32 protein-coding genes are annotated in these 23,711 nt (G+C 65.2%); 12 read left to right on the plus strand and 20 right to left on the minus strand.

From position 1 onward, the window contains the following. Window positions 1-21: 21 nt before the first annotated feature. Window positions 22-1,482, plus strand: coding sequence for an aminoacyl-histidine dipeptidase (locus Q0894_RS05000; RefSeq protein ID WP_299232070.1), 1,461 nt, complete (start codon window positions 22-24; stop codon window positions 1,480-1,482). 105 nt (window positions 1,483-1,587) lie between these two features. On the opposite strand, the gene Q0894_RS05005 is transcribed toward Q0894_RS05000, so the two are convergent. Then, window positions 1,588-2,061, minus strand: a complete 474-nt coding sequence (locus tag Q0894_RS05005; protein ID WP_299232072.1) for a Dps family protein — start codon at window positions 2,059-2,061, stop codon at window positions 1,588-1,590. A 255-nt stretch (window positions 2,062-2,316) separates the two neighbouring features. On the opposite strand from Q0894_RS05005, the gene Q0894_RS05010 reads away from it, so the two are divergent. Both Q0894_RS05010 and Q0894_RS05015 read left to right on the plus strand, forming a co-directional pair. Beyond that, on the plus strand, window positions 2,317-2,856 hold the full coding sequence (locus tag Q0894_RS05010; protein WP_299232073.1) for a hypothetical protein: 540 nt from the start codon (window positions 2,317-2,319) through the stop codon (window positions 2,854-2,856). Then, window positions 2,853-3,221, plus strand: a complete 369-nt coding sequence (locus Q0894_RS05015) for a hypothetical protein (protein WP_299232075.1) — start codon at window positions 2,853-2,855, stop codon at window positions 3,219-3,221. Before Q0894_RS05010 ends, Q0894_RS05015 begins: the two co-directional genes overlap by 4 nt. 2 nt (window positions 3,222-3,223) lie before the next feature. Here Q0894_RS05015 and Q0894_RS05020 read toward each other — a convergent pair whose 3' ends face one another. Further along, window positions 3,224-3,667 (minus strand): HIT family protein, encoded by a 444-nt coding sequence (locus Q0894_RS05020; protein ID WP_299232077.1) that lies wholly within the window; start codon window positions 3,665-3,667, stop codon window positions 3,224-3,226. Window positions 3,668-3,793: 126 nt separating this feature from the next. Here Q0894_RS05020 and Q0894_RS05025 point away from each other — a divergent pair, with 126 nt between their 5' ends. From Q0894_RS05025 to Q0894_RS05035, 3 genes are all read left to right on the plus strand, one after another. Then, the gene (locus Q0894_RS05025) at window positions 3,794-4,540 is read left to right on the plus strand and encodes a sulfite exporter TauE/SafE family protein (RefSeq protein ID WP_299232079.1); all 747 of its coding nucleotides are present in this window, start codon (window positions 3,794-3,796) and stop codon (window positions 4,538-4,540) included. A 65-nt stretch (window positions 4,541-4,605) separates the two neighbouring features. Continuing rightward, window positions 4,606-4,737, plus strand: a complete 132-nt coding sequence (locus Q0894_RS05030) for an entericidin A/B family lipoprotein (protein ID WP_027960436.1) — start codon at window positions 4,606-4,608, stop codon at window positions 4,735-4,737. A gap of 217 nt (window positions 4,738-4,954) precedes the next feature. Beyond that, on the plus strand, window positions 4,955-5,275 hold the full coding sequence (locus tag Q0894_RS05035; RefSeq protein WP_299232083.1) for an I78 family peptidase inhibitor: 321 nt from the start codon (window positions 4,955-4,957) through the stop codon (window positions 5,273-5,275). Here Q0894_RS05035 and Q0894_RS05040 read toward each other — a convergent pair. From Q0894_RS05040 to Q0894_RS05055, 4 genes are all read right to left on the minus strand, one after another. Further along, window positions 5,272-5,799 carry an acyl-CoA thioesterase gene (locus Q0894_RS05040; protein WP_299232085.1) on the minus strand — a complete coding sequence of 176 codons (528 nt, stop codon included), beginning with the start codon at window positions 5,797-5,799 and terminating at the stop codon, window positions 5,272-5,274. The two genes, Q0894_RS05035 and Q0894_RS05040, sit on opposite strands and share 4 nt — an antisense overlap. Window positions 5,800-5,869: 70 nt before the next feature. Continuing rightward, a complete protein-coding gene (locus Q0894_RS05045) occupies window positions 5,870-7,180 on the minus strand; it encodes a short-chain fatty acid transporter (protein ID WP_299232087.1) in 1,311 nt (436 codons plus the stop codon). Between the two features lie 152 nt (window positions 7,181-7,332). Then, complete coding sequence (locus tag Q0894_RS05050) at window positions 7,333-8,697, minus strand: MATE family efflux transporter (RefSeq protein WP_299232089.1); 1,365 nt, start codon at window positions 8,695-8,697, stop codon at window positions 7,333-7,335. Between the two features lie 108 nt (window positions 8,698-8,805). After that, complete coding sequence (locus tag Q0894_RS05055) at window positions 8,806-9,411, minus strand: outer membrane beta-barrel protein (RefSeq protein ID WP_299232091.1); 606 nt, start codon at window positions 9,409-9,411, stop codon at window positions 8,806-8,808. Window positions 9,412-9,625: 214 nt separating this feature from the next. Here Q0894_RS05055 and Q0894_RS05060 point away from each other — a divergent pair, with 214 nt between their 5' ends. Continuing rightward, entirely contained in the window at window positions 9,626-9,940 is a 315-nt protein-coding gene (locus Q0894_RS05060) for a hypothetical protein (RefSeq protein ID WP_299232093.1), read from the plus strand. 94 nt (window positions 9,941-10,034) lie between these two features. On the opposite strand, the gene Q0894_RS05065 is transcribed toward Q0894_RS05060, so the two are convergent. From Q0894_RS05065 to Q0894_RS05075, 3 genes are all read right to left on the minus strand, one after another. Next, window positions 10,035-10,283 carry a YfhL family 4Fe-4S dicluster ferredoxin gene (locus Q0894_RS05065; RefSeq protein ID WP_132044579.1) on the minus strand — a complete coding sequence of 83 codons (249 nt, stop codon included), beginning with the start codon at window positions 10,281-10,283 and terminating at the stop codon, window positions 10,035-10,037. Window positions 10,284-10,351: 68 nt separating this feature from the next. Further along, complete coding sequence (gene coaD, locus Q0894_RS05070; RefSeq protein WP_299232094.1) at window positions 10,352-10,831, minus strand: pantetheine-phosphate adenylyltransferase; 480 nt, start codon at window positions 10,829-10,831, stop codon at window positions 10,352-10,354. 5 nt (window positions 10,832-10,836) lie between these two features. Then, entirely contained in the window at window positions 10,837-12,717 is a 1,881-nt protein-coding gene (locus Q0894_RS05075; protein WP_299232341.1) for a beta-ketoacyl synthase, read from the minus strand. Between the two features lie 444 nt (window positions 12,718-13,161). Between Q0894_RS05075 and Q0894_RS05080 the strand changes: the two genes are divergently transcribed. Further along, complete coding sequence (locus Q0894_RS05080; protein ID WP_299232096.1) at window positions 13,162-13,344, plus strand: hypothetical protein; 183 nt, start codon at window positions 13,162-13,164, stop codon at window positions 13,342-13,344. A gap of 146 nt (window positions 13,345-13,490) precedes the next feature. Here the strand turns inward: Q0894_RS05080 and Q0894_RS05085 are convergent, their stop codons facing one another. Continuing rightward, window positions 13,491-14,330 (minus strand): Tim44-like domain-containing protein, encoded by an 840-nt coding sequence (locus Q0894_RS05085; RefSeq protein WP_299232098.1) that lies wholly within the window; start codon window positions 14,328-14,330, stop codon window positions 13,491-13,493. A 133-nt stretch (window positions 14,331-14,463) separates the two neighbouring features. On the opposite strand from Q0894_RS05085, the gene Q0894_RS05090 reads away from it, so the two are divergent. Then, window positions 14,464-15,039, plus strand: coding sequence for an isochorismatase family protein (locus Q0894_RS05090; protein WP_299232099.1), 576 nt, complete (start codon window positions 14,464-14,466; stop codon window positions 15,037-15,039). 137 nt (window positions 15,040-15,176) lie between these two features. On the opposite strand, the gene yaaA is transcribed toward Q0894_RS05090, so the two are convergent. Next, window positions 15,177-15,953 (minus strand): peroxide stress protein YaaA, encoded by a 777-nt coding sequence (yaaA, locus tag Q0894_RS05095; protein WP_299232343.1) that lies wholly within the window; start codon window positions 15,951-15,953, stop codon window positions 15,177-15,179. Between the two features lie 93 nt (window positions 15,954-16,046). After that, on the minus strand, window positions 16,047-17,078 hold the full coding sequence (locus tag Q0894_RS05100) for an NADP(H)-dependent aldo-keto reductase (protein WP_299232100.1): 1,032 nt from the start codon (window positions 17,076-17,078) through the stop codon (window positions 16,047-16,049). Window positions 17,079-17,287: 209 nt separating this feature from the next. Between Q0894_RS05100 and Q0894_RS05105 the strand changes: the two genes are divergently transcribed. Together Q0894_RS05105 and Q0894_RS05110 are read left to right on the plus strand one after the other, a co-directional pair. Further along, complete coding sequence (locus Q0894_RS05105; protein WP_299232102.1) at window positions 17,288-17,803, plus strand: tetratricopeptide repeat protein; 516 nt, start codon at window positions 17,288-17,290, stop codon at window positions 17,801-17,803. A 62-nt stretch (window positions 17,804-17,865) separates the two neighbouring features. Then, complete coding sequence (locus Q0894_RS05110; RefSeq protein WP_195687320.1) at window positions 17,866-18,366, plus strand: hypothetical protein; 501 nt, start codon at window positions 17,866-17,868, stop codon at window positions 18,364-18,366. A gap of 1 nt (window position 18,367) precedes the next feature. On the opposite strand, the gene Q0894_RS05115 is transcribed toward Q0894_RS05110, so the two are convergent. The 8 genes from Q0894_RS05115 to Q0894_RS05150 all read right to left on the minus strand — a co-directional run bounded on the left by Q0894_RS05115 (window position 18,368) and on the right by Q0894_RS05150 (window position 22,342). Beyond that, the gene (locus Q0894_RS05115; protein WP_299232107.1) at window positions 18,368-18,922 is read right to left on the minus strand and encodes a TIGR00730 family Rossman fold protein; all 555 of its coding nucleotides are present in this window, start codon (window positions 18,920-18,922) and stop codon (window positions 18,368-18,370) included. A gap of 116 nt (window positions 18,923-19,038) precedes the next feature. After that, window positions 19,039-19,164: a hypothetical protein gene (locus tag Q0894_RS05120; protein WP_299232109.1), complete on the minus strand. Its 126-nt coding sequence runs from the start codon at window positions 19,162-19,164 to the stop codon at window positions 19,039-19,041. 35 nt (window positions 19,165-19,199) lie between these two features. Next, window positions 19,200-19,721, minus strand: a complete 522-nt coding sequence (locus tag Q0894_RS05125; protein ID WP_299232111.1) for a DUF501 domain-containing protein — start codon at window positions 19,719-19,721, stop codon at window positions 19,200-19,202. Further along, window positions 19,702-20,019 (minus strand): hypothetical protein, encoded by a 318-nt coding sequence (locus Q0894_RS05130; protein ID WP_299232114.1) that lies wholly within the window; start codon window positions 20,017-20,019, stop codon window positions 19,702-19,704. Before Q0894_RS05130 ends, Q0894_RS05125 begins: the two co-directional genes overlap by 20 nt. A 64-nt stretch (window positions 20,020-20,083) precedes the next feature. Next, complete coding sequence (gene ybaK / locus Q0894_RS05135) at window positions 20,084-20,554, minus strand: Cys-tRNA(Pro) deacylase (RefSeq protein WP_299232116.1); 471 nt, start codon at window positions 20,552-20,554, stop codon at window positions 20,084-20,086. Next, window positions 20,551-20,958: a thioesterase family protein gene (locus tag Q0894_RS05140; RefSeq protein ID WP_366130968.1), complete on the minus strand. Its 408-nt coding sequence runs from the start codon at window positions 20,956-20,958 to the stop codon at window positions 20,551-20,553. Before Q0894_RS05140 ends, ybaK begins: the two co-directional genes overlap by 4 nt. 61 nt (window positions 20,959-21,019) lie before the next feature. Continuing rightward, on the minus strand, window positions 21,020-21,832 hold the full coding sequence (locus Q0894_RS05145) for a hypothetical protein (protein ID WP_299232118.1): 813 nt from the start codon (window positions 21,830-21,832) through the stop codon (window positions 21,020-21,022). A 75-nt stretch (window positions 21,833-21,907) separates the two neighbouring features. Continuing rightward, on the minus strand, window positions 21,908-22,342 hold the full coding sequence (locus Q0894_RS05150; RefSeq protein ID WP_299232347.1) for a hypothetical protein: 435 nt from the start codon (window positions 22,340-22,342) through the stop codon (window positions 21,908-21,910). Between the two features lie 51 nt (window positions 22,343-22,393). On the opposite strand from Q0894_RS05150, the gene Q0894_RS05155 reads away from it, so the two are divergent. Further along, window positions 22,394-23,557, plus strand: coding sequence for a PatB family C-S lyase (locus tag Q0894_RS05155; protein WP_299232120.1), 1,164 nt, complete (start codon window positions 22,394-22,396; stop codon window positions 23,555-23,557). Window positions 23,558-23,711: the final 154 nt, after the last annotated feature.

Raw genomic sequence — 23,711 nt, forward strand, 5'->3', positions numbered from 1 at the left:
GTTACTCAGGAAGGGATCATCATGAACGAACATCTCGATCGGCTCTCGCCACAGCCGCTCTGGCGCCATTTCCGCACCCTTTGCGAGACTCCGCGCCCCTCCGGCCATGAGGCCGCCCTGGCGGCACGCCTCGAAGCCTGGGCCGACGCACAGGGACTGGCGCATGAGCGTGATGCCTTCGGCAACCTGCTGATTCGCAAGCCGGCCTCTCGCGGTCATGAGCAGGCCCCCGGCGTGATCTTCCAGGGTCACCTGGATATGGTCCCCCAGGCCAACAGCGACCACCCCCACGACTTTACCCGCGACCCCATCGAGACCTACCTCGACGATGACGGCTGGCTGCGGGCCCGCAATACCACCCTGGGCGCCGATAACGGCCTCGGCGTGGCCGCCGCCCTGGCCATCCTCGAGGATGACGACCTCATCCACGGTCCGCTGGAAGCGATTTTTACCTTGGAGGAAGAGTCCGGCATGGGCGGGGCGCTCAACCTCGCCGAAGGGTGGCTGCAAGGACACTACCTGCTCAACCTCGACTCCGAGGATCGTGGCGAGGTGTTTATCGGCTGCGCCGGAGGCACCGATGTGGTGGTCGAGGCGCAATTGCCCACCGCGGCGCTGGCCGACGATGAGGTGACGCTTCGCCTGTCGCTGACCGGGCTGCGCGGCGGTCACTCCGGGATCGATATCGACAAGGGGCGGGGTAACGCCAACCGACTGCTGGTGCGGGTGATGCGTGTCCTGGAGCGCCTCGATGTCAGGCTGGCAAGCTACCAGGGAGGCACCCTGCGCAACGCGCTGCCTCGCGAGGCCTTTGCGACCCTGGCGCTGCCCGAGGAGGAGCTCGAGGCCGCCAAGGCTGAGGTGGCGGCCCTGCAGACCATCCTGCGCAAGGAGTTTGCCGGTGTCGATGATGCACTGACGTTGACCCTCGAGCCGGTCGAGGTGCCCGCCGAGGAACCGCTCACCGGTCAGGCGACGCATCTACTGCTGGCCGCCATCCATGCAGCGCCCTGTGGCGTCGAGCGCATGAGCCAGGAGGTGCCGGGCGTGGTGGAGACCTCCAACAACCTGGGGGTCGTGAGCCTCGCGGCGGGGCGTTTCCATCTCGGCGCCCTGGTACGCTCGCTGCACGACAGCGCGGCCCAGGACCTGGCCGATCGGCTGCGTGCCGTGTTCGAGCTGACCGGTGCCAAGGTGCGTCTCGAGAATGGTTATCCGGGGTGGGCTCCCCAGCGAGACAGCGAGCTGCTGACGCGCTTTAAGCGCGTGCACCTCGAGCAGCTGGGCAGCGAGCCGGCGGTCAAGGTCATTCATGCCGGGCTCGAGTGCGGCATTCTGGGCGGCAAGTACCCGGCGCTTGAGATGATCTCCTTCGGTCCGCTGATTCGCGGTGCTCATTCGCCGGATGAGCGAGTCGAGGTCGCTTCGGTGGAGGAGTTCTGGATGCTGCTGCGTGCCCTGGTGGAGGACCTGACGCGCTGACAGGTGCGTGGTCCGAGGTATTCGTGCCAGACACGACAACGCCGGGCCTTGGGCCCGGCGTTGTCGTGACATGACCCGTGATGCCTGATTGGGTCGGGTCCTGAATCAGGCGAGGTAGCTGGCCAGCATCCACACGGTCTTCTCCTGCTCGCGGATATAGTCGCCGGCCTGGGCGGCGGTGCCCTCGTCGTCGGCATCCGAGGCCAGGGAGAGGATCTCGCGCTGCAGCTCGATCAGTACCTGGTAGCCCACCAGCACGCCCTCGACGCAGGCCTTGCCGTCCGAGACGTTCTTGTCCTCGGTGATGCGCGAGACCTCCACATAATCGCTGTAGGCATGCAGCGGCTGGTGGCCCAGGGTAAGCACGCGTTCGGCGACCTCATCGATCTTGGTCAGCAGGTCGGTATAGAGCTCCTCGAACTTCTCGTGGAGCTGGAAGAACTGGGGCCCCTTCACGTTCCAGTGATAGCCGCGCACGTTCATGTAGAAGACCTGGTAGTTGGCCAGCAGCTCATTGAGTTTCTCGGCGAGCTGGCTGGCGCTGGCCTCGTGCAGGCCGATGCGGTTGGTATCGCTCATGCGAATGCCTCCTTGGTGGTGTCGGTTTACATGATCCATGTATCGCCCGCTGGCGGACAGTGAATCCTGACCATGAGCATCATAGCCATGATGAATGACATCTTGGCGAAGGGAGCGGACTTCAAGGGGGCTGCGTCATCCTGACGCGTCGGGCGTCGGGCGTCGCGTCAGGATGCCGCCGTCTTGCAATGTTCCCTCGTCACGGCCTCCTGCCTACACTGAAGTCGTCAGTCGTCCAACCCTGGGAGAGAGACCATGCGTCCCTGGCCGTTGCTTGTCCTGCTGGTGCTGGCCGGCTGCCAGACCGTTCCTTCCACGCTGCCGGAGGCGGAGCCGCCCCCTGCGGCGGCCTGTCTCTGGTCAACCGTGGGTGTGCCGGTCACCGAGACGCTGCGGCGGGCGGTGGTTGCCCTGGAGGATGACGGCTTTCTTATCCGCCATACCGCGACCGCTCCGGCACTGGTAAGCGCAGAGCGTACCCGCATCCTGCCCGGCTACGGCGACCGCCATGGTGACTGGGAGCGTCGTGGTGTGTTCGGCGGTATCGGCCTGGGCGGTGGTCGTGGTGGTTTCGGTGGAGGGGTGATGATCGGCTTCGGTGGAGTGGGCAGCCTGACCCGCGATGCCACCGAGCTGGAGCGTGTCTCGTTGCTGGTCGGTGACGGGGAGGTGCGGGTCAGTCGCGACCTTCAGGTCATCGACTGGCGAGGTGAGCTCGCGGAGTCGCGAAGCGCCAGTACCGAGGCATTCTGTGGTGGCCTGCGCCGGGCCATGGATGCCGGAGGTGAGCCATGAGTCGTCTGGCTGGCATGTTACTGGTGGTAGGGCTGCTGACCGGCTGTGCGACCCCACCATCTTCGGTGCCGCCGGTGATGCTCTCCTCACAGGCCTCCTCCTCATGTGCCCTGCAGGCCACCGCCGAGGCACTGATGTCGCGCGGTTATGTGGTGCGCCATGCCGATGCCTCGCTGGGACGCCTGGAGGCGGTGTTCTCGCGCTGGCCGGGCTACCGGGTGCTGGTGGCAATCGAGTCGCCTGGAACCGATGGCCACCTCGCCTTGACGGCCCTCCGCTGCGGACGCCCCATGCCCTCCGCCACCTTGGAGCGGCTGGCGTCGGATATCGCCGCACGCCTCGTCGACTGCGAGGCCAGGCAATAGCCTCAGGAGGCCCGCGTCTCTTCAAGTTGCAGGTCGGGCCCCTCGAGCATGGCCAACACCCGGTCTCGCATGGCGGCCAGAGTGTCGAGGTCGTAGGGTGTCGCCTCCCCCTGCCCCCAGACCGGTCCCGGCCAGAGCTCATCCTCCGTGCGGCGCAGCACCAGATGCATATGCAGCTGCGCCACCACGTTGCCGAGGCTTGCCACATTGAGCTTGTCGGCCCCCATCAGTGCCTTGAAGGCCTGGCCGATGCGGCTTGTCTCGTGCCACAGCTGCCGCTGCTCCGCCTCGCTCAGCTCGAAGACCTCGCTGATGCCATGCCGCCGCGGGATCAGCAGCAACCAGGGAAAACGGCTATCGTTCATCAGCCGCAGCTGGCATAGCGGCAGCTCGGTGATCGGGTAGCTGTCCTCCACCAGGCGGGGGTCTGGCTCGAAGTGATCCATCGGGGCTCTCCGGGGTAGTCAGCGAGTGGTATCGGCTGTCCAGCATCATGCCACATAACCGCGGGGAGTTTTCCCCGTTTGCTCGGGCGGCTAAGCTGTGCGGCTCTCTCCTGAAAGGACTCTTCCATGACCCTGCTCGAAGCATTGGCCATGCTGCTGATCGGTGCCCTGGCCGGCTTTATCAACGTGCTCTCCGCCGGCGGCTCCATGCTTACCCTGCCGCTGTTGATGTTCCTGGGCCTGCCGCCTCAGGAGGCCAACGGTACCAATCGTGTCTCCATTGCCCTGCAGAGCGTCTCGGCGGTATACAACTTCTTCCGTGCCGGGGCGCGCCATCTGGGGCTCTCGCTGCGCCTCTCCGTGCCGGCGGTGGTGGGTTCGCTGGTCGGGGCCTGGCTAGCCCTACGCACCGGCGATGCCCTGTTCGAGGCGATTCTGATCGTGGTGATGGCGGGCTCGGCGCTGTTGATGCTGCTGCCCCAGCCACGCCTGGATACCCGGCCGCTGACCCCCGAGCGGCTGACGCCGGCGGTCTATCTGGCGATGTTTGTCATCGGCCTCTATGGCGGCTTTATCCAGGTGGGGGTGGGCATCCTCTTTATCGTGGTGCTCTACCGCATGCTCAAGATCGACCTGGCTCAGGTCAACGTCTTCAAGGTGCTGATCGTGCTGGTCTACACCCTGCCGGCGCTGGCCATCTTTCTGGTCAATGATCAGGTGCGCTGGAGCTATGGTCTGGTGCTGGCGCTGGGCAGCATGTCGGGCGCCTGGCTGGCGGTAAGGGTCAATGTCAGCCCGCGTGGCGCCTTTGTGGTCAAGTGGCTCACGGTGGCGGTGATCGCGGCGATTATCCTCAGGCTGCTGCTGGGATAAGGCGAAGCTCGCCGTGAGCTGCTAAATTACGTGTGCAACATTCCCAACTCACAAGGAGGTCGATCATGAAGCGTACTCTGATGATGCTGGTGGCGGCACTGTTCGCCGTTTCTCTGCTTTCTGGCTGCAATACCGTTCGCGGCGCCGGCCAGGATATCGAGCAGGGTGGCGAGGCCGTTCAGGACGCCGCTTCCTGAACAGAGCCCCGGATCGGCCAGTCTGCACCGGTATTCTGACTGAACAGAGCCCCGGATCGGCCAGTCCGCACCGGCATTCTGACTGAGCAGAGCCCCGGATCGGCCAGTCTGCATCGGCATTCTGAACCGAGCCATGGTGAGTCAACTGCCGGATCGGCCAGGCCGCTCCGGCAGTTTTTTGGTATAGATCGAGCTTGGACCCGACAAGGAAGCCCAGATGGTTGTAACGAGACTCTCACCGCTACTCTTCGGCCTGCTGCTGGCGGGCTGCAGTAGCATGAATTCGGCGCCGGAGCCCGAGCCAGCTCCGCTGCCGCCTCGCGTGGAAAGCGGCGGGGAGTGTGGTGCCCAGCGCGTTCAGGACCGTATCGGTCGTACCTACAGCGTGTCCCTGGGCAAGGCGATTCACGCCGAGAGTGAAGCGTCGGCCATTCGAGTGATTCGCCCCGGTACGGCGGTGACTCTGGACCATCGACCAGATCGTATCAATGTCCACCTGGACAGAGCGGATATCATCCTCAACCTGGACTGCGGCTAGTCGTCATCTTCTTTGGCGCCGTGCTCGGCCTGGGTGCGGCGCTGTTCCTCTTCGGCCTGCTTGCGAAGCTTCTTGCGCAGGGCCGCCTTCTCGAAACGCAGCTTCTGCACCTTCGTGTCAAGCGCCAGCGGAGGCACAGGCGCCGGCTTGCCATCGCCATCCACCGCCACCATGGTCAGGTAGCAGCTGTTGGTGTGGCGGATCAGCTTGTTCTGGATATCCTCGGCCACCACCTTGACGCCGATCTCCATGGAGGAGCGGCCCACATGGTTGACGCAGGCCAGGAAGGTCACCAGCTCCCCCACATGGATCGGCTGCTTGAACAGCACCTGGTCTACCGAGAGGGTAACCACATAGTGGCCCGAGTAGCGGCTGGCGCAGGCGTAGGCCACCTCATCTAGCTTCTTGAGGATGGCACCACCATGCACCTTGCCACTGAAGTTGGCCATGTCGGGGGTCATCAACACGGTCATCGACAGCTCGTGCTGGCCGGGCAGGGCGCCGGACAGGTCGTTGTCGTCCATTGGATCTCCTTGTGTGTTATCCACAGCCGGACGCCCCGCCCGTCTGGGGACAGGGCGCTTCGGCGGAGGGTCAGAACCAGGTCAGGCCGATGGAGATCAGCACCCCGGTGATCAGCAGCTGGATCAGGCAGAAGCCCATGATGTCCTTGGCCTTGAGCCCGGCGATGCCGAGTACCGGCAGGGCCCAGAAAGGCTGCAGCAGGTTGGTCCAGGCATCACCCCAGGCCACGGCCATGGCCATCCGGGGAATATCCACACCCAGTGCCTGGGCGGCCGGGATCATCACCGGTGCCTGCACGGCCCACTGGCCGCCACCGGAGGGTACGAAGAGGTTGACGATGCCGGCACTGATAAAGGTCCAGACCGGCAGGGTGGTTTCGGTGGCAAAGGAGACCAGGGCCTCGGACATGCTGGTTGCCAGACCGGACTGCACCATGATCGCCATGATCCCGGCGTAGAACGGGAACTGGATGACGATGCCGGCACCGCCCTTGATCGCTTCGTGCAGGCTCTCCAGCAGGCTGCGCGGGGTGCGGTGCAGCACGATGGCCAGGAACAGGAACAGGAAGTTGACCACGTTCAGGTTGAGGCCGCCGCCGCGCAGGAAGAAGTGATCGGCCAGGAAGATCAGCCCCGGGATGCCCACCAGCCAGGCCAGCACCACGCTGTTCTCCATGCGCTCGGCGGGGCGGGTGATACGCACCTGGTGCGCCTCGTCATCACCGAGCAGCTTGGGGTCGACGAACACGCTGTCCTTTTCGTCGGGCAGCATCATGCAGTTGACCAGCGGTACCGCGATAAACAGCATCACCACGATGGCCAGATTGAAGAAGGAGAAGATGGTTGAGCCGGTGCCGATCACGCCGATCTGGTCGGCGCTGAAGTGGCCGTCGGTGGCCACGGTCAGCGGTACCGAGCCGGCCAGACCGCCGTGCCAGACGATAAAACCGGAATAGGCGCTGGCCACCAGCAGGCGGTAGTCGACCCGCACCAGGCGCGCCAGCTCCTTGGCGAACAGCGCCCCCACCACCAGGCCGAAGCCCCAGTTGATCCAGCTGGCGACCAGCGACACATAGGTGACCAGCAGGATGGCGCCACCGGGTCCCTTGGCCAGGGCGGCGAGCCGCTGGAGCAGCTTTTTCACCGGGGGGGAGCTGGCCAGCATAAAGCCGGTCACCAGCACCAGCAGCATCTGCATCGAGAAGGTCAGCAGGTTCCAGAAGCCGTCCCCCCACATGCGCATCACCGCGAGTGGCGTCTGGCGTTCCACGGCAATGGCCGCCACGGCGGCGATAATGGTCAACAGCAGCACGAAGATATAGGGGTCGGGCAGGTAGCGTTCGACCAGCTTGACCGCCGGTCTGGAGAGGGCCTTGAGCATGGCGTTCCCTTACTGTTTTGAGTGTTATTGGTGTTTCATTGCATAAAGTAGCGCAGCATCAGTATCTTGCGCTATCCGCCGCTGACGGTCCAGGCGCCCGCGGATTGGGCCCGGTGCCCGCGTGACCCATCGCCATGAACCGATATGAGACGCTATGAGGCGTCGTGGTTGGCATCGCGCCAGTCGCTGCGGCGCCGTTGATGGTAATAGGCGATCAGCGTCGCCGAGCGCGTCAGCATGAACAGCGTGAAGGCGAGCCACAGGCCGTGGTTGATGAACGCCTCGGGAAGAAGGGCCTGGCCCAGCCACCAGGCGGGCAGATAGACGGCGAGTCCGGCAAAGATGCTGTTGCGCATCTCGCGAATCGCCGTGGCACCGATAAAGACGCCGTCCAGCAGATAGCCCCATACCGCAATCAGCGGCATGGCGACCATCCACGGCAGGTAGGTGGCGGCGGTCTCTCGCACCTCGGGCAGGCCGGTAAGCAGGGCGATCAGCGCCTCGCCCCCCAGGGCGAAGGCCAGGGCGGCGATACCGGCCGTCAGCAGCGAGAACCAGGCGGCACTCCGTACCGACTGGGCGAATTCCGTCCAGCGCCTTGCCCCCACCGATCGTCCGGTCAGCGCCTCGGCGGCGTGGGCGAAGCCATCCAGGGCGTAGCTGGTGAGCATGATGAACTGCAGCAGCACGGCATTGGCAGCGAGTACGGTATCGCCCTGGGCCGCCCCTCGCGAGGTAAAGAAGGCCATGACGAAGAGCAGCCCCAGGGTGCGCACGAAGAGGTTGGCATTGACCGAGAAGAGCTCGCCATAGGCCGAAACGGCCAGGAGCCGATGGCGCAGGAAGCGGCCCGACAACCATCTCAGCTGCCGCGAGACCAGCCACAGGCCGAAGGCCAGGGCGGTGTAGTCGGCGATCACCGTGGCCCAGGCCACGCCATCGCTGGTCATGCCGAGGCCGATGACAAAGAGCAGGTCGAGGAGGATATTGACCCCGTTGGTGAGCACCAGGATCGCCAGGGTCACTCGCGAGTTCTGCTGTCCCAGGAACCAGCCCAGGATGGCGTAGTTGGCGAGTACCGCCGGCGCCGAGAGGATGCGTATCTCGGCATACTCGGCGGCCAGTGCCGTGGCGATGTCACTGCCATCGAGGAGCCACAGTCCCAGCCTGATCAGCGGCCGTGAGAACACGATCAGTGCCGCACCGATGCCCGCCGCGATCAGCAGCGACTGGCCCAGCAGGTTACGTACGTCCGTGTCGTTCTCGCGCCCTACCGCCTGGGAGGTGAGGCCCGTGGTACCCATGCGCAGGAAGCCGAAGCCCCAGTACAGGAAGCTGAACAGGGTAGCACCGAGGGTGACCGCCGCCAGATAGCGCGAGTCCGGCAGATGGCCGACCACGGCGGTATCCACCAGCCCCAGCAGCGGCACGGTGATATTGGAGAGGATGATCGGCCAGGCCAGCGCCAGGATGCGCCGGCGCGCGGCCCCGGATGACGAGGACTCCGAACGGCTCACAGGGGGCTCCCGAGATTGACGAGCCGGGCAGCATGGCCGGCGGCGGGGCATAACGCAACCGCCCCGTACAAGGGCGGGGCGGCGGTGCCAACAAAGGGCGATTGTTGTTTAGAAGCGGTAGCCGATGCTGGCGGAGATCAGGTCGATCTCGAAGTCATCGCCATCTTCGCTGATATCGTAGCGCTCAAATTCGGCGCGCATCAGGATGCGCTCGACCTCATACTCGGCGCCGATGCCAAAGAGGGGGTCGGAGCCGTCTTCGCCGTAGCTGGACGATCCAGTATTATCACTTTCATTGAGATCAGCGTCCCAGGCAATCATGCCCAACTTGCCGAAGATGCTAAAACCATTCTGGATCGGAAGTTTACCGACGAGTGCGGCGCTGAAACCATCCACGCTAAGCTTGGCCTTGGCGCTGCCACCATTTTCATTGGCTGTGAACTCACCAAAATCCACGTAGCCCGCTTCAATAGCGAAGTTGGGGTTGAACTGGTAACCCACAAACAGTTTATACCCGGTATCGCTGTCATCGGTGTTGGTGTTCGGGTAACCACGGTCCCGGTAATAGCCGCCAATATCAAAGTCGGTCTCTGAATGCCCTAGTCCAGCACCGATATACGGCCCCTCGTTGGGGTTGTACTGATAGCTCTGGGCGAAGGTGGGACTGGCGACCAGGGTGGCCAGGGCGGCGGTGGCGACAAGACGCTTCATCATGCTCTCCGTTGCATGGTGATCGGAGCAGGCGGGGCCTGTCCTGAGGTGGGCAAGCGGCGAAAGCCGCCTATCCTGATGTAAGATCCCGTGAGAGGATGTAACCTTAGCGATTCTAAGACCCCATGATGACTAACACCATACTCGATTCGCTACAGGCGAGCGCCGGGTGGTGACGACGCAGCATAGATGGCAGGGAGCACGGGGAGTGCAAGCGATGAGCAAGCGGATCATGATCTTCTTTACACTGGCGCTGGTGGCGCTGATGGCAACCTCTCCGGCGATCGCTCAGGAGCAGCGCGTGGGGGTTCAGCCGAGTGGCGGGGCGATGATTGCCGATGCGGTAATCGCGCGACCGCTGTTGGCGGCGGCCACGGTGGGCGGTACCGCCGTGTTTCTGGTGACACTGCCCTTTACTGTCCTGGGCGGTGGGGTGGGTAGCGCGGCCGAGACGCTGATCAAGACCCCGGCCGAGGCGGCCTTTCGCCGTTGCCTCGGGTGCACGGTCAGCAAGCGGGCCGACGAGCTATAGCCAAAGGTAACGGTCCCACACAACGCGAAACGCCCCGCACTTGGCGGGGCGTTTCGTGAGACAGAGGCGTCCTTGCTAGCCGGCTTGCGAATCATCAGGCCGCGGTGATGCGCTCATACTTGGCCATCAATTCCTCGCGGCTCTCCTCGCGCTCCGGGTCCAGAGGGATACAGTCCACCGGACACACCTGCTGGCACTGGGGCTCGTCATAGTGACCGACACACTCGGTGCACAGCGCCGGGTCGATGATATAGATCTCTTCGCCTGGCGAGATGGCCCCGTTGGGGCATTCCGGCTCGCAGACGTCGCAGTTGATGCACTCGTCGGTGATCATCAGGGCCATGGGGTACCTCACGGAAGTCGCTGGCCGCGGTCATCGGGATCTGCTCGGCACAATCCCGAGCCTTGTGGTCAGGTATTGTAATGGCTCTTCAGCTTCGCGGCGACCCCGGGATGCACATGCTGCGAGACATCGCCGCCCAGCTTGGCAATTTCGCGCACCAGGGTGGAGGAGATATAGGAGTTCTCCACCGCCGGGGTCAGGAATACGGTCTCCAGCTCCGGCATCTGGGCGCGATTCATGTTGGCCAGCTGCAGCTCGTACTCGAAATCCGAGACCGCGCGCAGCCCCCGCAGCAGCACGCGTGCCTGCTGCTGCTTCATGAACTCGGTCATCAGGCCCGAGAAGCCGGTCACCTCGACGTTGTCCAGCCCCGAGACCACCTCCCGGGCCAAGGCGATTCGTGTATCGAGATCCAGCGCCGGGCCCTTGCCGGGACTGGTGGCGATGGCCACCACCACCTTGTCGAACAGCCGGGAGGCACGTTCGATCAGGTCGAAGTGGCCGTTGGTGATGGGGTCGAAGGTGCCGGGGTAGACCGCGATATTCATTGCCGTCACTCCTCGAGTTTGCCGAAGGGGTTGTTGACCGCCAGGGAGACCGGGCGGGCGTAGCCGGGGATATGGATCTCGGCGTCGCTGATCGAGAGCTCGGGGCCTTCCAGCACACCCTCGCCGAAGCGGTAGCGAGGGGAGAAGAGCCCCCGGTCGGCCTGTTGGCGGTAAGCGGCGGCGGCCTCGCGAGTCGCCTCGCGGCGCACCTGCCAGGCGGCCACGGCGGCCTCACCGTGACGCTGCACCAGCAGGCGTTCGGTGACGTCCGGAGAGAGCAGCACCCCGGTGGCGTTGTTGCCCCCGAACCCCTTGGCGTTGAGCAGTGCGGCGTCGGCCTCGAAGGGCCGCGTCTCCCGGGAGAGTCCCAGACGCTCGGCATAAACGTCATCGGCCACGGCGTCGAGGTTGGCAATGCCCGGCAGCAGGCCGTGGGCGAAGCTGCCCAGGGCACTGGTCAGCTGGTCACCGGCGGCGCTGCCCTGGGAGTGGCCCACATAGGACTTCACCGCGACCACGGGCCAGGCCTCGATGCCGTAGGCCTCGGCCACCCGGTCGAGGACGTGGGATTCGGTGACGCGGTTCTTGGGCGTGCTGGTGGCATGGGCGTGGACGAACGAGCGTTGGCGCAGGGCCTGCTCGCCGAGCATCTCGCGCACCAGGGAGGCGGCCTTGCCCAGGGTGATGTAGTTGCCGATGCCGGGGGCGGAGATGGAGCGCTTCCAGCCGTCGGCATTGACGAAGACCTCCGGCACGCTGCCCAGGAGCTCGGCGCCTACCTCCATGGCCAGGGCGTCATCCATCAGCATCACGAACTGGCTGGATTCGGCGATGGTGAAGCCACAGTTGCGGGCGAAGGGGCGACAGGTCTTCTGGTAGTCGGCGTCGGTTAGCAGCTCCAGGGCGTCCAGTGCACGCAGACTGTCGTCGTCGGCCAGGGCACCCATGGCACGGAAGCCTTCGATGATCTCGGGAGTGACCGGGGCATCGGCGGTGCCGACCATCACCACTCGGCAACGCCCTTCACGGATGTCGTTTACGCCCAGGCGCAGGTTGTAGAGAAAGCTGGCGCAGGCCCCCATGGCCGCGCCGGTGCTGCCCACGCTGCCCAGCACATAGGCATTCAGGAAGTCGGCGGGCATCTGCCCGTAGCCCAGCGGCATCTGCTTGGAGGTGGCACGCTTGCCGGAGACGAAACTCTTGAGCAGACCGCCCCAGCCCTCCTCGTCGAGCTGGCCGATGGAGTTGCCGGCGTAGACGGCGATCTCGTCGGGATCGAGGCGATCACGCAGGGTATCCCAGTCGAGCCCGCTGTCTCCCAGGCAGTCGCTGGCGGCGAAGATCGCCATCGAGAGTCCGCGGGGGTGGTGCACGCTGCGGTAGAGCTGGCTGGGTTCGAAGCCGCTGGGCAGCTGGCCGGCAGCGCGCACCTGAGCGGGACGGTGCTCGGGCAGCATGACGTCCATTTCGCCGGCGGGTACCGTCACCTCGAGCAGCTTGCGATCGAGTTCGCGCACCTCCCAGGTGTCCGGCAGATCCTGAGGCAGCTGACGGCGGCGGACGCGGAAGGTGAGGGGGGCCTCCAGCGCCAGGCTGGCCCGACGGTTGGCAGGCAGGCCCGGATCATTGAAGTGCGGGTCCTCGATGCGGCGAATCAGGGTATGGTCGAGGACCTGCTGGCGGGTCTGCTCGACAATGGCGGCGGGTTCCAGGGGGCGCCCTTCCGCATCCTGCCAGGTGCCGTCTTCCTGGCCGCTGGCCAGACGCATCATGGCGGCTAGACCCAGCAGGGTACGGGTCTGCTCCTCCACGGGCAGGGTGTCGAGCACGGTACGGCGAAACGCCTGGTGGCCCGAGGTTCTGCCGGCAGGGTTCACGCCGCCCATGCCGACGATCACCGGTAAGTGTGACAAGCCGGATTCCTCGTTGTGCTGTTGGTGTCTACGAGTATGTAATGATGATGGATCATAGCACTCGGCCAGCCGCGGCGTCATGCGGTGGCAGAGGGTGTGACAAGAGCCGGTTGCCGGGATCGGTTCTGCGCAGGATGTCGATAAAACGTATGTTTGAAATAGTTGTGTGGCTCGGCTAGCATGTCTCTGCTGTTTGAGTCATACGAGTGCTTATATGGGCGCCTCTCTCCGGAGGGCGCCCTTTTTTCGACTTGTACGACGGCGAGGCGTGACGCCGGCCAGCCCTTGCTCAAGCATGATCCGCAGTGACACCCTGGGTGGAAACAGCCCGACACAAGCGCTAGCTTGTTCCTGGTAGATACGGTTGTTTGTCACTTTTTTCATGTTTCACAGGAGGGAAGCATCATGCGGCGCACCATGACACGGAAGCTTTTCCTGGCCCTGCTGGCCGGTCTGCTGGCACTGGGGCTGGCTGGTTGCGAGGAGGAACAGGGACCAGCCGAGGAGGCCGGTCAGGAGATTGATCAGGCAGTTGAAGAGGCGGGTGAGGGTGTCGAGGAGATGGGTGACACCATCGAGGATGCCAGCGAGGGTAATTGACGCCGTCAGCAGCCACGCTTGATAACTACTCTCAACCACTGCGCTCAACCACAATGCTCAACAACCATGCTTAACATCCTTGCGTGAAACAACAGGCCGGGCTGCTGTCAGCCCGGCCTGTTGCATTTCAGGGGCGGAGGAGAGCGTTAGCCGTTCTGCTCGATGCCCTGCACATACCAGGGGGCGCCGTCGCGCAGCTCCCGCACCAGGTGCCAGGTCTCGTTGAACTCGTTGTGCTCGCCATTCTCGTCGAGGATGCCGTGGAAGATCACGCTGGCCTCGGCCTGCTGGCCCACTTCCTGAACCATGCCCAGCTCGGCGAACAGGCGAACGACCTCGGTGCGGTTATTGGCCGGATGCTGCTTGCGCTCCTCGCGCAGCAGGTTGTAGAGCTCCGGGGTGACGTACTCCTGAATGCCGCTGAGGTCGTTGTTGTCCCAGGCACGCTGCAGGGTCATGAAGTGCTCCTTGGCACCGCCGAGGAAGCGCTCGCGGTCGAACCATTCGGGCTCGCTGGCGAAGGCGCCACCGGCCGGAGCGGTGCTGGCCTGGAAGGACTGGGTGGCGGCTTCACGGGGCTCCTGCGAGGCTGGCGAGGGGCCACCTGCCACGGCCGCCCGGCGGCGTGCCAGTAGCCGAAAGAGCAGGAAGGCGATGCCGGCCACCAGCAGGATGTCCATCAGCCGCAGTTCGTCGAAGGCGCCGCCGAAGAACAGCGCGGCGAGCAGGCCACCGGCCAGCAGGCCACCCAGCATGCCGGGCATTTTCGACCCGGCTCGCCCCTGGGTGGCACGGGTGCCGGAGGTCTGGTTCTGGGTGGCAGAAGGTTGCTGCTGCACGCTACGTGATTGAGAGCCGAAGCTCTTGCCGCCGCCGAGGCGGCGGGCTTCGGCGTCTTGCATGGCCGGGCCCAGGGTCAGCAGTCCCGCCACCAGCATGATCAGCAGGTGACGTATCAGGGAGGTCTCGCGGAGTGTCGAAGTCATGGCGGTATCGTCGTCAGTGGGGGTTAATGGGTGGTAAGTCGTGAACGGTGAGGGGGTAAGTCGAGTTGGTTGATTCTACCGGCTATGCTGGTGGGCTCCACTACCATTCCACAATGCCGGGGAGTTGAACACCATGCGCCTGAAACGAGAAGAGAGCCTGTTGCTGGTTGTCGATCTGCAGGCGGGACTGTTGCCGGTGATCGAACATGCCGATCAGGCGGTGAGCGAGGCGGCCTGGCTGGGCGGCCTGGCCGCCTCCCTCGAGGTGCCGGTATGGATCACCGAGCAGTATCCCGAGGGGCTGGGTGGCAGCGAGACGCGCCTGCTGGAAGCGCTCCCGGGCCATCGGCTATGGCAGAAGTTGACCTTCGATGCCTGTGCGAACCCCGAGTTCATCGCGGCACTCGAGCAGAGCGGCAGGCGTCAGGTGGTGCTGTGCGGCAGCGAGGCGCATATCTGTGTCATGCAGACCGGCCTGGGGCTGCTGGCGGCGGGGTACGAGGTCTACTGGCTCAGCGAGGCCTGCGTCAGTCGGCGCGCCGCGGAGGCACGCCTGGCCCGGGAGCGGTTGGTGCAGGCCGGGGCGGTGGCGGTAAGCGCGGACATGGTGGCCTATGAATGGCTGCACCGTTGCGACGATGACCGCTTCAAGCAGGCCCACCGCCGCTTCCTCAAGGGCCGCTCCGCGCGCCCGCTGGTATTTGACTAGACCCCAAGCCATCTAATTTCGTAGGAGCGCGATTTATCGCGCGATGAGGCGCGCTGGCGATACAGCCATCGCCGGATAAATCCGGCTCCTACGATTCTGTGCCATGGTGATGGGGACAGGAGCAGCCCCGCTCGGGATCAGGCGCCTTCGGGGCGCGTAAAGACCAGGGTGTCACCCTCGCTCATGGCGGCGTTGAAGCGGTAGCCGGCCACGTCGAACTCCTTCAGGTCCTCCGGGTCGTCGAGGCGTTCGCGGATCGTCCAGGCCGTCATCAGGCCGCGGGCCTTCTTGGCGTAGAAGCTGATGATCTTGAGCTTGCCATTCTTCTCGTCCTTGAACACCGGGGTGATCACCCGGGCCTCGAGCCGCCTGGCATCGATGGCCTTGAAGTACTCGTTGGAGGCGAGATTGATCAGTACCGGACTGCCGCTGGCCGCCACGGCACGGTCAAGCTCGGCGGTGAGGGTCTCCTTCCAGAAGGCATAGAGGTCCTTGCCCGCAGGATTCTCGAGCCGCGTCCCCATCTCCAGGCGGTAGGGCTGGATCAGGTCCAGCGGGCGCAGAAGCCCATAGAGCCCCGAGAGAATGCGTAGATGCTGCTGGGCGAAGGCGTTCTCGTCATCCGTGAAGGTGCCGGCCTCGAGCCCCACGTAGACGTCGCCCTGGAAGGCCTGGATTGCTGGCTTGGCGTTCTGCGCAGTAAAGGGCGTGTGCCATTCGGCGTAGCGGGCGGCATTGAGGGCGGCCAGCTTGTCGCTGATGCCCATCAGCTCGGAGAGCCGTTGTGGCGAGTAGTCGCGCAGGATCTCGATCAACTCCTGGCTCTGTTCCAGAAAGTCCGGCTGGGTATGGCGGGCCGTGGTGGCCGGGGTCTCGAAGTCCAGCTTCTTGGCGGGCGAGATCACGCTCAGCATGGGGCGCTCCAGATCCGATGAAGTGAGCATGGAGTATACCAAGCACGCCCAGGCTCGGGGGCTATCGGGTCGATAGCCCCCCGGTGATGGGCCTCAGGGCGCGGGATTGGAGTAGCGGCGATGAACGTCCTCGATCGCCTCCAGCACCTGGCCGTCCAGACGCAGGGATTCGCTGGCCAGGTTGCTCTCCAGCTGAGTCATCGAGGTGGCGCCGATGATATTGCTGGTCAGGAAGTCTCGCGAGTTGACGAAGGCCAGTGCCATGCGAGCGGGGTCCAGGCCGGCATCCCGGGCAATCTGCACGTACTCGGCGGTGGCGGCCTGGGCCTGGGGATTGGTATAGCGCTGGAAGCGTTCGAACAGGGTCAGCCGGGCCCCCTCGGGGCGAGCGCCATCGAGGTACTTGCCGGAGAGCATGCCGAAGGCCAGCGGCGAGTAGGCCAGCAGTCCCACCTGCTCGCGGTGAGCAATCTCGGCCAGGCCCACCTCGAAGCTGCGATTCAGCAGGTTGTAGGGGTTCTGCACCGCGGCAACCCGCGGCACGCCCTGGGTCTCGGCCAGCTGGAGGGCGCGCATCACGCCCCAGGGGGTGTCGTTGGAGAGTCCGATGGCACGCACCTTGCCGGCGTCTACCAGCTCCTTGAGAGCGGCCAGGGTCTCCTCCAGCGGGGTGGCATCCTCCTCGTCGTCGTGTGCATAACCCAGCTTGCCGAAGAAATTGGCACTGCGCTCCGGCCAGTGCAGCTGGTAGAGGTCGATGTAGTCGGTCTGCAGGCGGCTGAGGCTTGCGTCGATGGCCTGGTGAAGGTGGTCACGGCTCAGCCGTGGGCCTCCGCGGATATGCTCGGGGCCGGGACCGCTCGCCTTGCTGGCGAGGATGATGTCGTCACGGCTGCCGCGGTGCTTGAGCCAGCTGCCGATATAGGCTTCGGTGCGTCCCTGGCTCTCCGCCCTCGGTGGTACCGGGTACATCTCGGCGGTATCGATGAAGTTGATGCCGAAGGCCACCGCGCGGTCGAGCTGCTCGTGGGCCTCGGCCTCGCTGTTCTGTTCACCGAAGGTCATCGTGCCAAGACAGAGGCGGCTGACCTCGATGCCGGTATCGCCCAGCGGTCGCGTCTGCATCGTGACGTCCTCGTGGATCGGGAAATGGAACCGGCATGGTAGCCAGGCCCTGCCAGGGCGGCAAATGACCAGGGTTGAGTCGGCGCAAAGGCGGGCGTATGCTGGCCGCCCGTTACGCCCCGTGGACCGGGGTTGGGCAGACATCAGACGCCGCGCACAGGGTGGTGCGGAGTGTCTTTTTCTTGTGATACAGGATCCGGTAGAAGGCCATGACGCAGGCATCATCACTGTTCACCCGGCTCGAGTACCGCCTGGCGGAGCAGCTTTTCCATACCCGCTGGCTGCCTCGTTCGCCGCGCACCCAGCGCCTGACCATGCACCTCTTCCAGCGCTGTGCCGATGCCGGCCATACGGCGGCGCTCTCCCTTTATGGTCATATGCTGTTTCACCGCGGCATGTCGCCCCAGGACAAGGCGCGCGGTGCGCGCTACGTGCTGGAAGCGGCCAATGCCGGCGACTCCCGTGCCCAGTATCAGGCGGGACAAATCTACGAGCATGGCTGCGCGCTCTATCCACGCCGCGACGACCACGCCGTGACCTGGTTTGCCCGTGCCGGCGAGGCGGGGCATCCACTGGCCGCCGAACGTCTGGCGCGCGCCTATCGCGAGGGACAGCTGGGGCTGGCGGTGGATGCCGAGCGTGCCGCCCACTGGCAGAGGCTAGCCGACCACGCCACCGGTTTCGGTGAGGGGCTGGACAGCGCGGAAACCGAAACGCGACACTAGCGAGGAGGCGCCAGCGAGGTGGTGCCCCTTCCTGTTTTCCGCCGCAAGGACTCCTGCCCATCGTGACGCTACCGACCCTGCTCGATATCGAGGCGTCTGGATTCGGACGCGGCAGCTACCCCATCGAGGTGGGGTTGGCCCGACCGGATGGCAGCAGCTGCGCCTTCCTGATTCAGCCCCTTGCCGAATGGACCCACTGGGACCCCAAGGCCGAGCTGCTCCACGGCATCAGCCGTGCCCGGTTACAGCGCGAGGGGTACCCCCTGCGTCAAGTCGCGCAGTGGCTCAATGACGAGCTCGGTGAGCTCAAGATCTGCTATAGCGACAGCTGGGGTTACGACAACACCTGGCTATCGCTGCTCTTCCACCATGCCGGCATGCTGCCGGCCTTCCGCCTGGAGGCGCTGCGCAAGCTGCTCAGCGAGGAGCAGCTTGTGCTGTGGAAGCCTACCAAGGAGGCGCTGATCGAGGAGCTGGGCATCCTGCGGCATCGGGCCGGTGAGGATGCCCGGCTGCTGCAGCTTACCTATCAGCGTACACGTGAACTGGCTGGCGAGGCCTGACTCAGCGCGGGCGAGCCAGCTGTGCCTCCAGGATATCCAGCAGTTCGAGAGGGTCGGTCGCGTCGAGCAATTCGGCCCGAGTATGGGCATTGAGGAAGCCCTGTTCCACGGTATTGTCGAGGAAGCTCAGCAAGGGGGCGTAGAAGCCTTCGCTGTCGAGGACGCCGATGGGCTTGTCGTGAAGCCCCAGGTAGTGCCAGGTCCAGGCCTCGAAGAACTCCTCCAGGGTGCCGATACCCCCGGGCAGCATGATAAAGGCATCGGCATGGGCCGCCATGCTGGCCTTGCGTTCGTGCATGTTGCGCACGCGAATCAGCTCGGTCAGCCCGAGGTGAGCCTGCTCGCGATCCACCAGGTGGTCCGGCATGACGCCGATGACCTCGCCGCCGGCCTCCAGGGTCGAGTCGGCCAGGGCCCCCATCATGCCGATGCGAGCCCCGCCGTAGACCAGAGTGTGGCCACGCCTGGCCAGTGTGTCGCCCAACCGTTGCGCATCGGCCAGGTACTGCGGGTCACGGCCTTCCCGTGAACCCAGAAAAACGCAGAATCTCGCCATGCTCTTCTCCTCGATGATAATGCCCATACTGGCGGGCTCGGTCTTACACTGCAATATCTTGAAGTTTAACGAAAAAGGGCGCCGTCAGGCGCCCTTGTCAATCGCAGAAGTCTCGCTTAGCGGGCGGCGTCGGCGTCACGCTTCATGGCATCACGCAGCAGCTTGACGCCGGCAACGGAGATGCCGACCAGGCTGGCGACCAGGGCAAGGCTTGCTACGACATGAATATCGAAATACATCATGGGCTCCTTTGTTGAGCAGTCTAGGGTCAGGGGGCTCAGGGCAGGCAGTCGACGACGCCGTACTCGGCATCCATCCAGCGGCCGATGACGTTGTCACCGCACAGATGGTGGGCGTATTGGGTGTGCAGGCAGCGCACCTGGTCCCAGTTGGCGATACCGCCGATGCCTCGCTCCGTCAGCACGCCATCATAGCCCAGTTGCATTACCTCTGCCTTTTGTGACGCGCTCATGTGTCGCCAGCGGGCGGCGACATAGTCGCGATGGCTGGCGTGGTATGCGGCGAGCAGCTCGGGCTCTTCCTGCAGGCGTGCCTCGAGACGCTTGATGGCGCCATCCGCCTCGATACGCGAGATGACCACCTTGAGACGCTCGCAGCTCAGCCAGTAGAGGGTCGGAAAGGGTTTGCCATCGACGATCGGTGCCATGCGCAACACCAGTGGGGTGCCTTCGCCATCGACGGCTGCCACGGCCTCGATGCCGCGAGGGGCACGGCCTAGCTGCTCGCCGATGATCGCCAGCTGGCGAGGGTCTGGCGGGTTATCGGTGCGTATCACCATCGTCGGGCTCTCGTAGGAACTTGTTGGACTCGCCGACGGCCAGGAAGAAGGCCCGATTGAGCTGCTCCGGGGTGGGCACGTAACCCCACTCCCGCTCGCAGTACTCCGCGGCCCGCGCCATCAGAACATCATGGAGTCGATTAAACGGCGCATCATAATCGTAGGGGTCGGCACCAAACAAGCGGATATGGGGGTAGTCGGCGAAGCGCTCGAGAAAGTAGTGCCGCAGCTGCGCCTCCATGGCGCGGTGGCGCTCGGTATCCTCCGGGTCCAGCCAGAGGGTGTAGCGGATGGCCATGGCGGGCTCCTGTGGGTGCATGGCCCGGGCTTGCCCGGACATGGTGGGGCGGCCAGGTGGTGTCCTAGCCGCGGGCGAGCCCTGCCAGGCATCCGTCGGTCAGCCTGAGAAGATCGGCAGGTGCCAGGCAGATCTCCAGGCCACGGCGACCACCGCTGACATGAATCGACGCCAGGGACTCGGCGCTGGCGTCGAGGAAGGTCGGCAGGCGCCGCTTCTGGCCCAGGGGACTGATGCCGCCCAGCACGTAGCCGGTGGCCCGCTGGGCCTCCTCGCCCTCGGCCATCTGCGCCTTGCGGGCGCCGGCGACGCGGGCCAGGGCCTTGAGGTCGAGCTGGCTCGAGACCGGCACGATGGCAACCGCCAGACGGCCATCATCGAGCCTGGCCACCAGCGTCTTGAAGACCTCATCGACCGAGAGCCCCAGCGCCCGGGCGGCCTCCTCGCCATAGGCGGGGCTGCGTGGGTCATGGGGGTACTCGGCCAGCGTGAAGGCGATGCCGGCCTTCTCCAGCTGCTTGACGGCGGGGGTCATGCCTCGGCGGGCTCCTCGTGTAGATGCGCCTCCAGGGACTCGCGTAGCGCGCCCTCGATGGGAATGGACTTCTTGGTGGTGTGGTCGAAATGCACCATCACGGTATGGCCCAGGTTGGTGAGCTGACCCTCCTGCCGCGCTTCCTGGCTGACGGTAAAGGAGCTGTTGCCGAGCCGTGAGATATAGGTGCGAATCTCGATCTCCTGGCCATACTGCAGCTCGGCGCGATAGTCGACCTCCATGCGGGCCATGATCAGCCGCCACTTGCGCGGGTCCAGGTCCGGGGTGAACAGGCGGAAGAGGTCGTTGCGTGCCAACTCGAACCAGGCCGGCAGTCGCGTGTTGTTGATGTGGCCCAGGGCGTCGGTGTCGTAGAAGGCGGGCTCGATCTTGCGGATAAACATCTGGCGTTTCCTTGTGGTTATCGCTCCAGGTCGAATAGCGTTGCGCCTGGCCGGCGCCTGGTCAAGTCCTCGCGGCTCGTCGCGCTCCCAGCCACCCCTGGAAGCGGGTCCAGGCGATGAGCCAGAGGGTGGCCACGGCGAAGCCGGCCAGTGTGCCCAGCGCCAGGCCCAGAGTGGGGTAGGTGAAGGAGACGCACAATGCATAGCTGAGCAGTGAGCCGAGCCCCATCGGGTAGTGCTTGATCACCGTGGCAACCGGGCCGGGACCATGGGTGAGGTGCAGGATCACCAGGAAGGGGTACATGGTGACCGGAAAGGCAGCCATCACGCCTGCCCAGGCCGCCGGCAGCACATGGGCCAGGCCGGTGATGACGAAGATGATCACGGCGGCGAGCAGGGCGCGCACCAACAGAGCGCTCCAGGAGAAGCGCCCGGCGGGTCGCGCCACGCTCTCGGGCACATGGCGATAGAGCCAGGTAAACAGCGCAATGGCAGCCAGGGTGGTCAGGGTGCCGGTGATGCGGTCGAACTCCACACGAGTGAGCACCAGGCTTACCACCAGGAAGGCGGCCAGCCCCACGGCGGTACCGGCCAGCACGCCGGTAAGCCCGGGGCGGCGACCGGCCAGCAGGTAACCGCCGCCCAGCGCCAGCGTCGCCGTGAACCCGGCCAGGGTGTGTACGGCGCTCTCGGCGGCGAAGCCCGGGGAGAGCTCGAGGCCGATGAAGAACAGCGCGATGGCGGTGCCCAATGGGTAGCCCGCCAGCAAGCCGGCAACGCGCGGGCTGACGCGCACGGCGATGGCGCCGAGCCCCAGCACCATGCCGATCGAGACCACCAGCTTGGCCAGCTGCCAGCTCAGGGGAACGTCCATATCGCTTCCTTATCCGTGTAAAAGGGCAGTTGCCATTACTGTGTTGCTCAGGCCCGGGGTGCGTGCCGTGCGGCGCTAGACGAGGCGTAGGCCACAGCGGTCTTGCCAGGCGGCGGGCAGGGCGTCTGCCAGCGAGTCATGCAGGTGCACCGGGAGTGCCGACTCGGCCGCCTCCAGCGAGGCGAAGTCATGATTGCGCAGCCAGCAGTAGGCCCAGGCACAGGCTTCGTCGGTGTCATGGGGAAGTGGTCGGGCTGGCATCTGCACCAGCAGGAAGGTAGCCGTACGTGCCGCCCACAGCGGGATCTTCTCGCCATTTGCGGCCTCGCTCCAGGCCCTCAGGGTGGTGGCATCGGGCGTGGTTTCCGGCAGGCCGATGCGCGTCACTCGGGCGGTCTCGGCGAGCAGCAGGGCCAGCCGCTCCGGTGTGTCCTGCCCCAGCTCGAGCCACTGGGCGATCAGCTGCGGCATGCCGCGGCGCATCTTGGCATAGAAGTCATCCTGGGGCATGGTCGTTGGCATGAGGCCATCCTGGTCTTCGAGTCAGAGGAGTGAGTGTGCATGGTGTTCGATTTTGCCACGCCGGTTGAGCGTCGGCACCCGTCCGGCAACTGGCCGTCACAGAAATGGCACCGCTATGGCGACGAGGTGCTGCCCCTGTGGGTGGCCGACATGGACTTTGTCTCGCCCCCGGCGGTAATCGAGGCACTGCGTGCGCGGGTCGATCACGGTGTCTATGGCTATGGTCTGGTGCCGGACTCGCTGCGTGAGACGCTGTGCGCCTGGAGTTCGGCGCACTATGGCTGGACCATCGCCCCGGAGTGGCAGCACTGGCTGCCCGGGGTGGTGCCGGCGCTGCATCTTGCCAGCCTGGCACTGACCGAACCGGGCGACGGCGTGCTGACGGTCACGCCGATCTATCCGCCCTTCCTCAAGGTGGCGGAGCATACCGGGCGTCTGCCTCAGCAGGCCGCCATGCGCGAGCCGTCCTCTCCGGGTGAGCGCTGGCGCCTCGATCTCGAGGCGCTGGAGGCGGCGATTACCCCCCGCACGCGCTTGCTGTTGTGGTGTCATCCCCATAACCCCACCGGGCGGGTGTGGCGCCATGAAGAGTTGGCCGGCCTGGCCGAGCTGGTGGAGCGCCATGACCTCCATGTGGTCTCCGACGAGCTGCACTGTGATCTGCTACTGGAGGCCGGCGCCTGCCATGAGCCGCTGGCCGCGGCCTTTCCGGCATTGGCGGCTCGCACCATCACGCTCTGGGCGCCCTCCAAGACCTTCAATCTGGCCGGATTGACAGCCGCCTGCGCGGTGATTCCCGACTCGCGGCTGCGCCAGCGCTTCGCCGCGGCGGCGAAGGGGATGATGCCGGATGGCAATGTGCTGGGGCTGGTGGCCGCCGAGGCCGCCTATGCTCGGGGGGAGCCCTGGCGACAGGCACTGCTCGAGGTGCTGCGTGGTCACCGACAGATGCTGACGGAGAGGGTGGCACTCTGGCCCGGGGTCGGCATGGCGCCGCCGCAGTCCACCTATCTGGCCTGGCTCGATCTGCGTCAGGCGGGGCTGGGTGAGTCACCCCAGCGTGTCTTGCTGGAGGGTGCCGGGGTGGCGCTCTCCGACGGCGCCGACTTCGGCTGGCCTGGCTTTGTTCGGCTCAACTTCGGTACCACCGCCACACAGCTGGAAGCGGCGCTCTCCCGGCTCGACCACGTTCTCGAGGCCTGAGGCCAGCCCATCAATGAACGCGGCCGCGATATCGAATCGTTGGGGCGGATTCATCGACATGTAAGCGATGGCGGCGCCGTTGTGTAACCGGCGCCGCCTGGGTCAATGGCTCATCAATCGCTCGATAAATCGCGCTCCTACGGGTAGGCCGCGG

It is taken from the genome of uncultured Halomonas sp. (assembly GCF_947501415.1).
GTDB lineage: Bacteria > Pseudomonadota > Gammaproteobacteria > Pseudomonadales > Halomonadaceae > Halomonas.

Excerpts from the sequence above, each read along its gene's own strand:
- Q0894_RS05030 (WP_027960436.1), top strand. The coding sequence starts at position 4,606 with ATGAAGCGTACTCTGATGATGCTGGTGGCGGCACTGTTCGCCGTTTCT.
- Q0894_RS05155 (WP_299232120.1), top strand. The coding sequence starts at position 22,394 with ATGGTGTTCGATTTTGCCACGCCGGTTGAGCGTCGGCACCCGTCCGGC.
- Q0894_RS05150 (WP_299232347.1), bottom strand. The coding sequence starts at position 22,342 with ATGCCCCAGGATGACTTCTATGCCAAGATGCGCCGCGGCATGCCGCAG.
- Q0894_RS05020 (WP_299232077.1), bottom strand. The coding sequence starts at position 3,667 with ATGGATCACTTCGAGCCAGACCCCCGCCTGGTGGAGGACAGCTACCCG.
- yaaA (WP_299232343.1), bottom strand. The coding sequence starts at position 15,953 with ATGCTGAGCGTGATCTCGCCCGCCAAGAAGCTGGACTTCGAGACCCCG.
- Q0894_RS05025 (WP_299232079.1), top strand. The coding sequence starts at position 3,794 with ATGACCCTGCTCGAAGCATTGGCCATGCTGCTGATCGGTGCCCTGGCC.
- Q0894_RS05120 (WP_299232109.1), bottom strand. The coding sequence starts at position 19,164 with ATGATGTATTTCGATATTCATGTCGTAGCAAGCCTTGCCCTGGTCGCC.
- Q0894_RS05005 (WP_299232072.1), bottom strand. The coding sequence starts at position 2,061 with ATGAGCGATACCAACCGCATCGGCCTGCACGAGGCCAGCGCCAGCCAG.
- Q0894_RS05100 (WP_299232100.1), bottom strand. The coding sequence starts at position 17,078 with ATGCAGACGCGACCGCTGGGCGATACCGGCATCGAGGTCAGCCGCCTC.
- Q0894_RS05075 (WP_299232341.1), bottom strand. The coding sequence starts at position 12,717 with ATGGGCGGCGTGAACCCTGCCGGCAGAACCTCGGGCCACCAGGCGTTT.
- Q0894_RS05065 (WP_132044579.1), bottom strand. The coding sequence starts at position 10,283 with ATGGCCCTGATGATCACCGACGAGTGCATCAACTGCGACGTCTGCGAG.
- Q0894_RS05035 (WP_299232083.1), top strand. The coding sequence starts at position 4,955 with ATGGTTGTAACGAGACTCTCACCGCTACTCTTCGGCCTGCTGCTGGCG.
- Q0894_RS05140 (WP_366130968.1), bottom strand. The coding sequence starts at position 20,958 with ATGTTTATCCGCAAGATCGAGCCCGCCTTCTACGACACCGACGCCCTG.
- Q0894_RS05145 (WP_299232118.1), bottom strand. The coding sequence starts at position 21,832 with ATGGACGTTCCCCTGAGCTGGCAGCTGGCCAAGCTGGTGGTCTCGATC.
- ybaK (WP_299232116.1), bottom strand. The coding sequence starts at position 20,554 with ATGACCCCCGCCGTCAAGCAGCTGGAGAAGGCCGGCATCGCCTTCACG.
- Q0894_RS05115 (WP_299232107.1), bottom strand. The coding sequence starts at position 18,922 with ATGGCGAGATTCTGCGTTTTTCTGGGTTCACGGGAAGGCCGTGACCCG.
- Q0894_RS05105 (WP_299232102.1), top strand. The coding sequence starts at position 17,288 with ATGACGCAGGCATCATCACTGTTCACCCGGCTCGAGTACCGCCTGGCG.
- Q0894_RS05015 (WP_299232075.1), top strand. The coding sequence starts at position 2,853 with ATGAGTCGTCTGGCTGGCATGTTACTGGTGGTAGGGCTGCTGACCGGC.
- Q0894_RS05090 (WP_299232099.1), top strand. The coding sequence starts at position 14,464 with ATGCGCCTGAAACGAGAAGAGAGCCTGTTGCTGGTTGTCGATCTGCAG.
- Q0894_RS05080 (WP_299232096.1), top strand. The coding sequence starts at position 13,162 with ATGACACGGAAGCTTTTCCTGGCCCTGCTGGCCGGTCTGCTGGCACTG.
- coaD (WP_299232094.1), bottom strand. The coding sequence starts at position 10,831 with ATGAATATCGCGGTCTACCCCGGCACCTTCGACCCCATCACCAACGGC.
- Q0894_RS05085 (WP_299232098.1), bottom strand. The coding sequence starts at position 14,330 with ATGACTTCGACACTCCGCGAGACCTCCCTGATACGTCACCTGCTGATC.
- Q0894_RS05000 (WP_299232070.1), top strand. The coding sequence starts at position 22 with ATGAACGAACATCTCGATCGGCTCTCGCCACAGCCGCTCTGGCGCCAT.
- Q0894_RS05130 (WP_299232114.1), bottom strand. The coding sequence starts at position 20,019 with ATGGCCATCCGCTACACCCTCTGGCTGGACCCGGAGGATACCGAGCGC.
- Q0894_RS05045 (WP_299232087.1), bottom strand. The coding sequence starts at position 7,180 with ATGCTCAAGGCCCTCTCCAGACCGGCGGTCAAGCTGGTCGAACGCTAC.
- Q0894_RS05010 (WP_299232073.1), top strand. The coding sequence starts at position 2,317 with ATGCGTCCCTGGCCGTTGCTTGTCCTGCTGGTGCTGGCCGGCTGCCAG.
- Q0894_RS05055 (WP_299232091.1), bottom strand. The coding sequence starts at position 9,411 with ATGATGAAGCGTCTTGTCGCCACCGCCGCCCTGGCCACCCTGGTCGCC.
- Q0894_RS05060 (WP_299232093.1), top strand. The coding sequence starts at position 9,626 with ATGAGCAAGCGGATCATGATCTTCTTTACACTGGCGCTGGTGGCGCTG.
- Q0894_RS05125 (WP_299232111.1), bottom strand. The coding sequence starts at position 19,721 with ATGGTGATACGCACCGATAACCCGCCAGACCCTCGCCAGCTGGCGATC.
- Q0894_RS05040 (WP_299232085.1), bottom strand. The coding sequence starts at position 5,799 with ATGGACGACAACGACCTGTCCGGCGCCCTGCCCGGCCAGCACGAGCTG.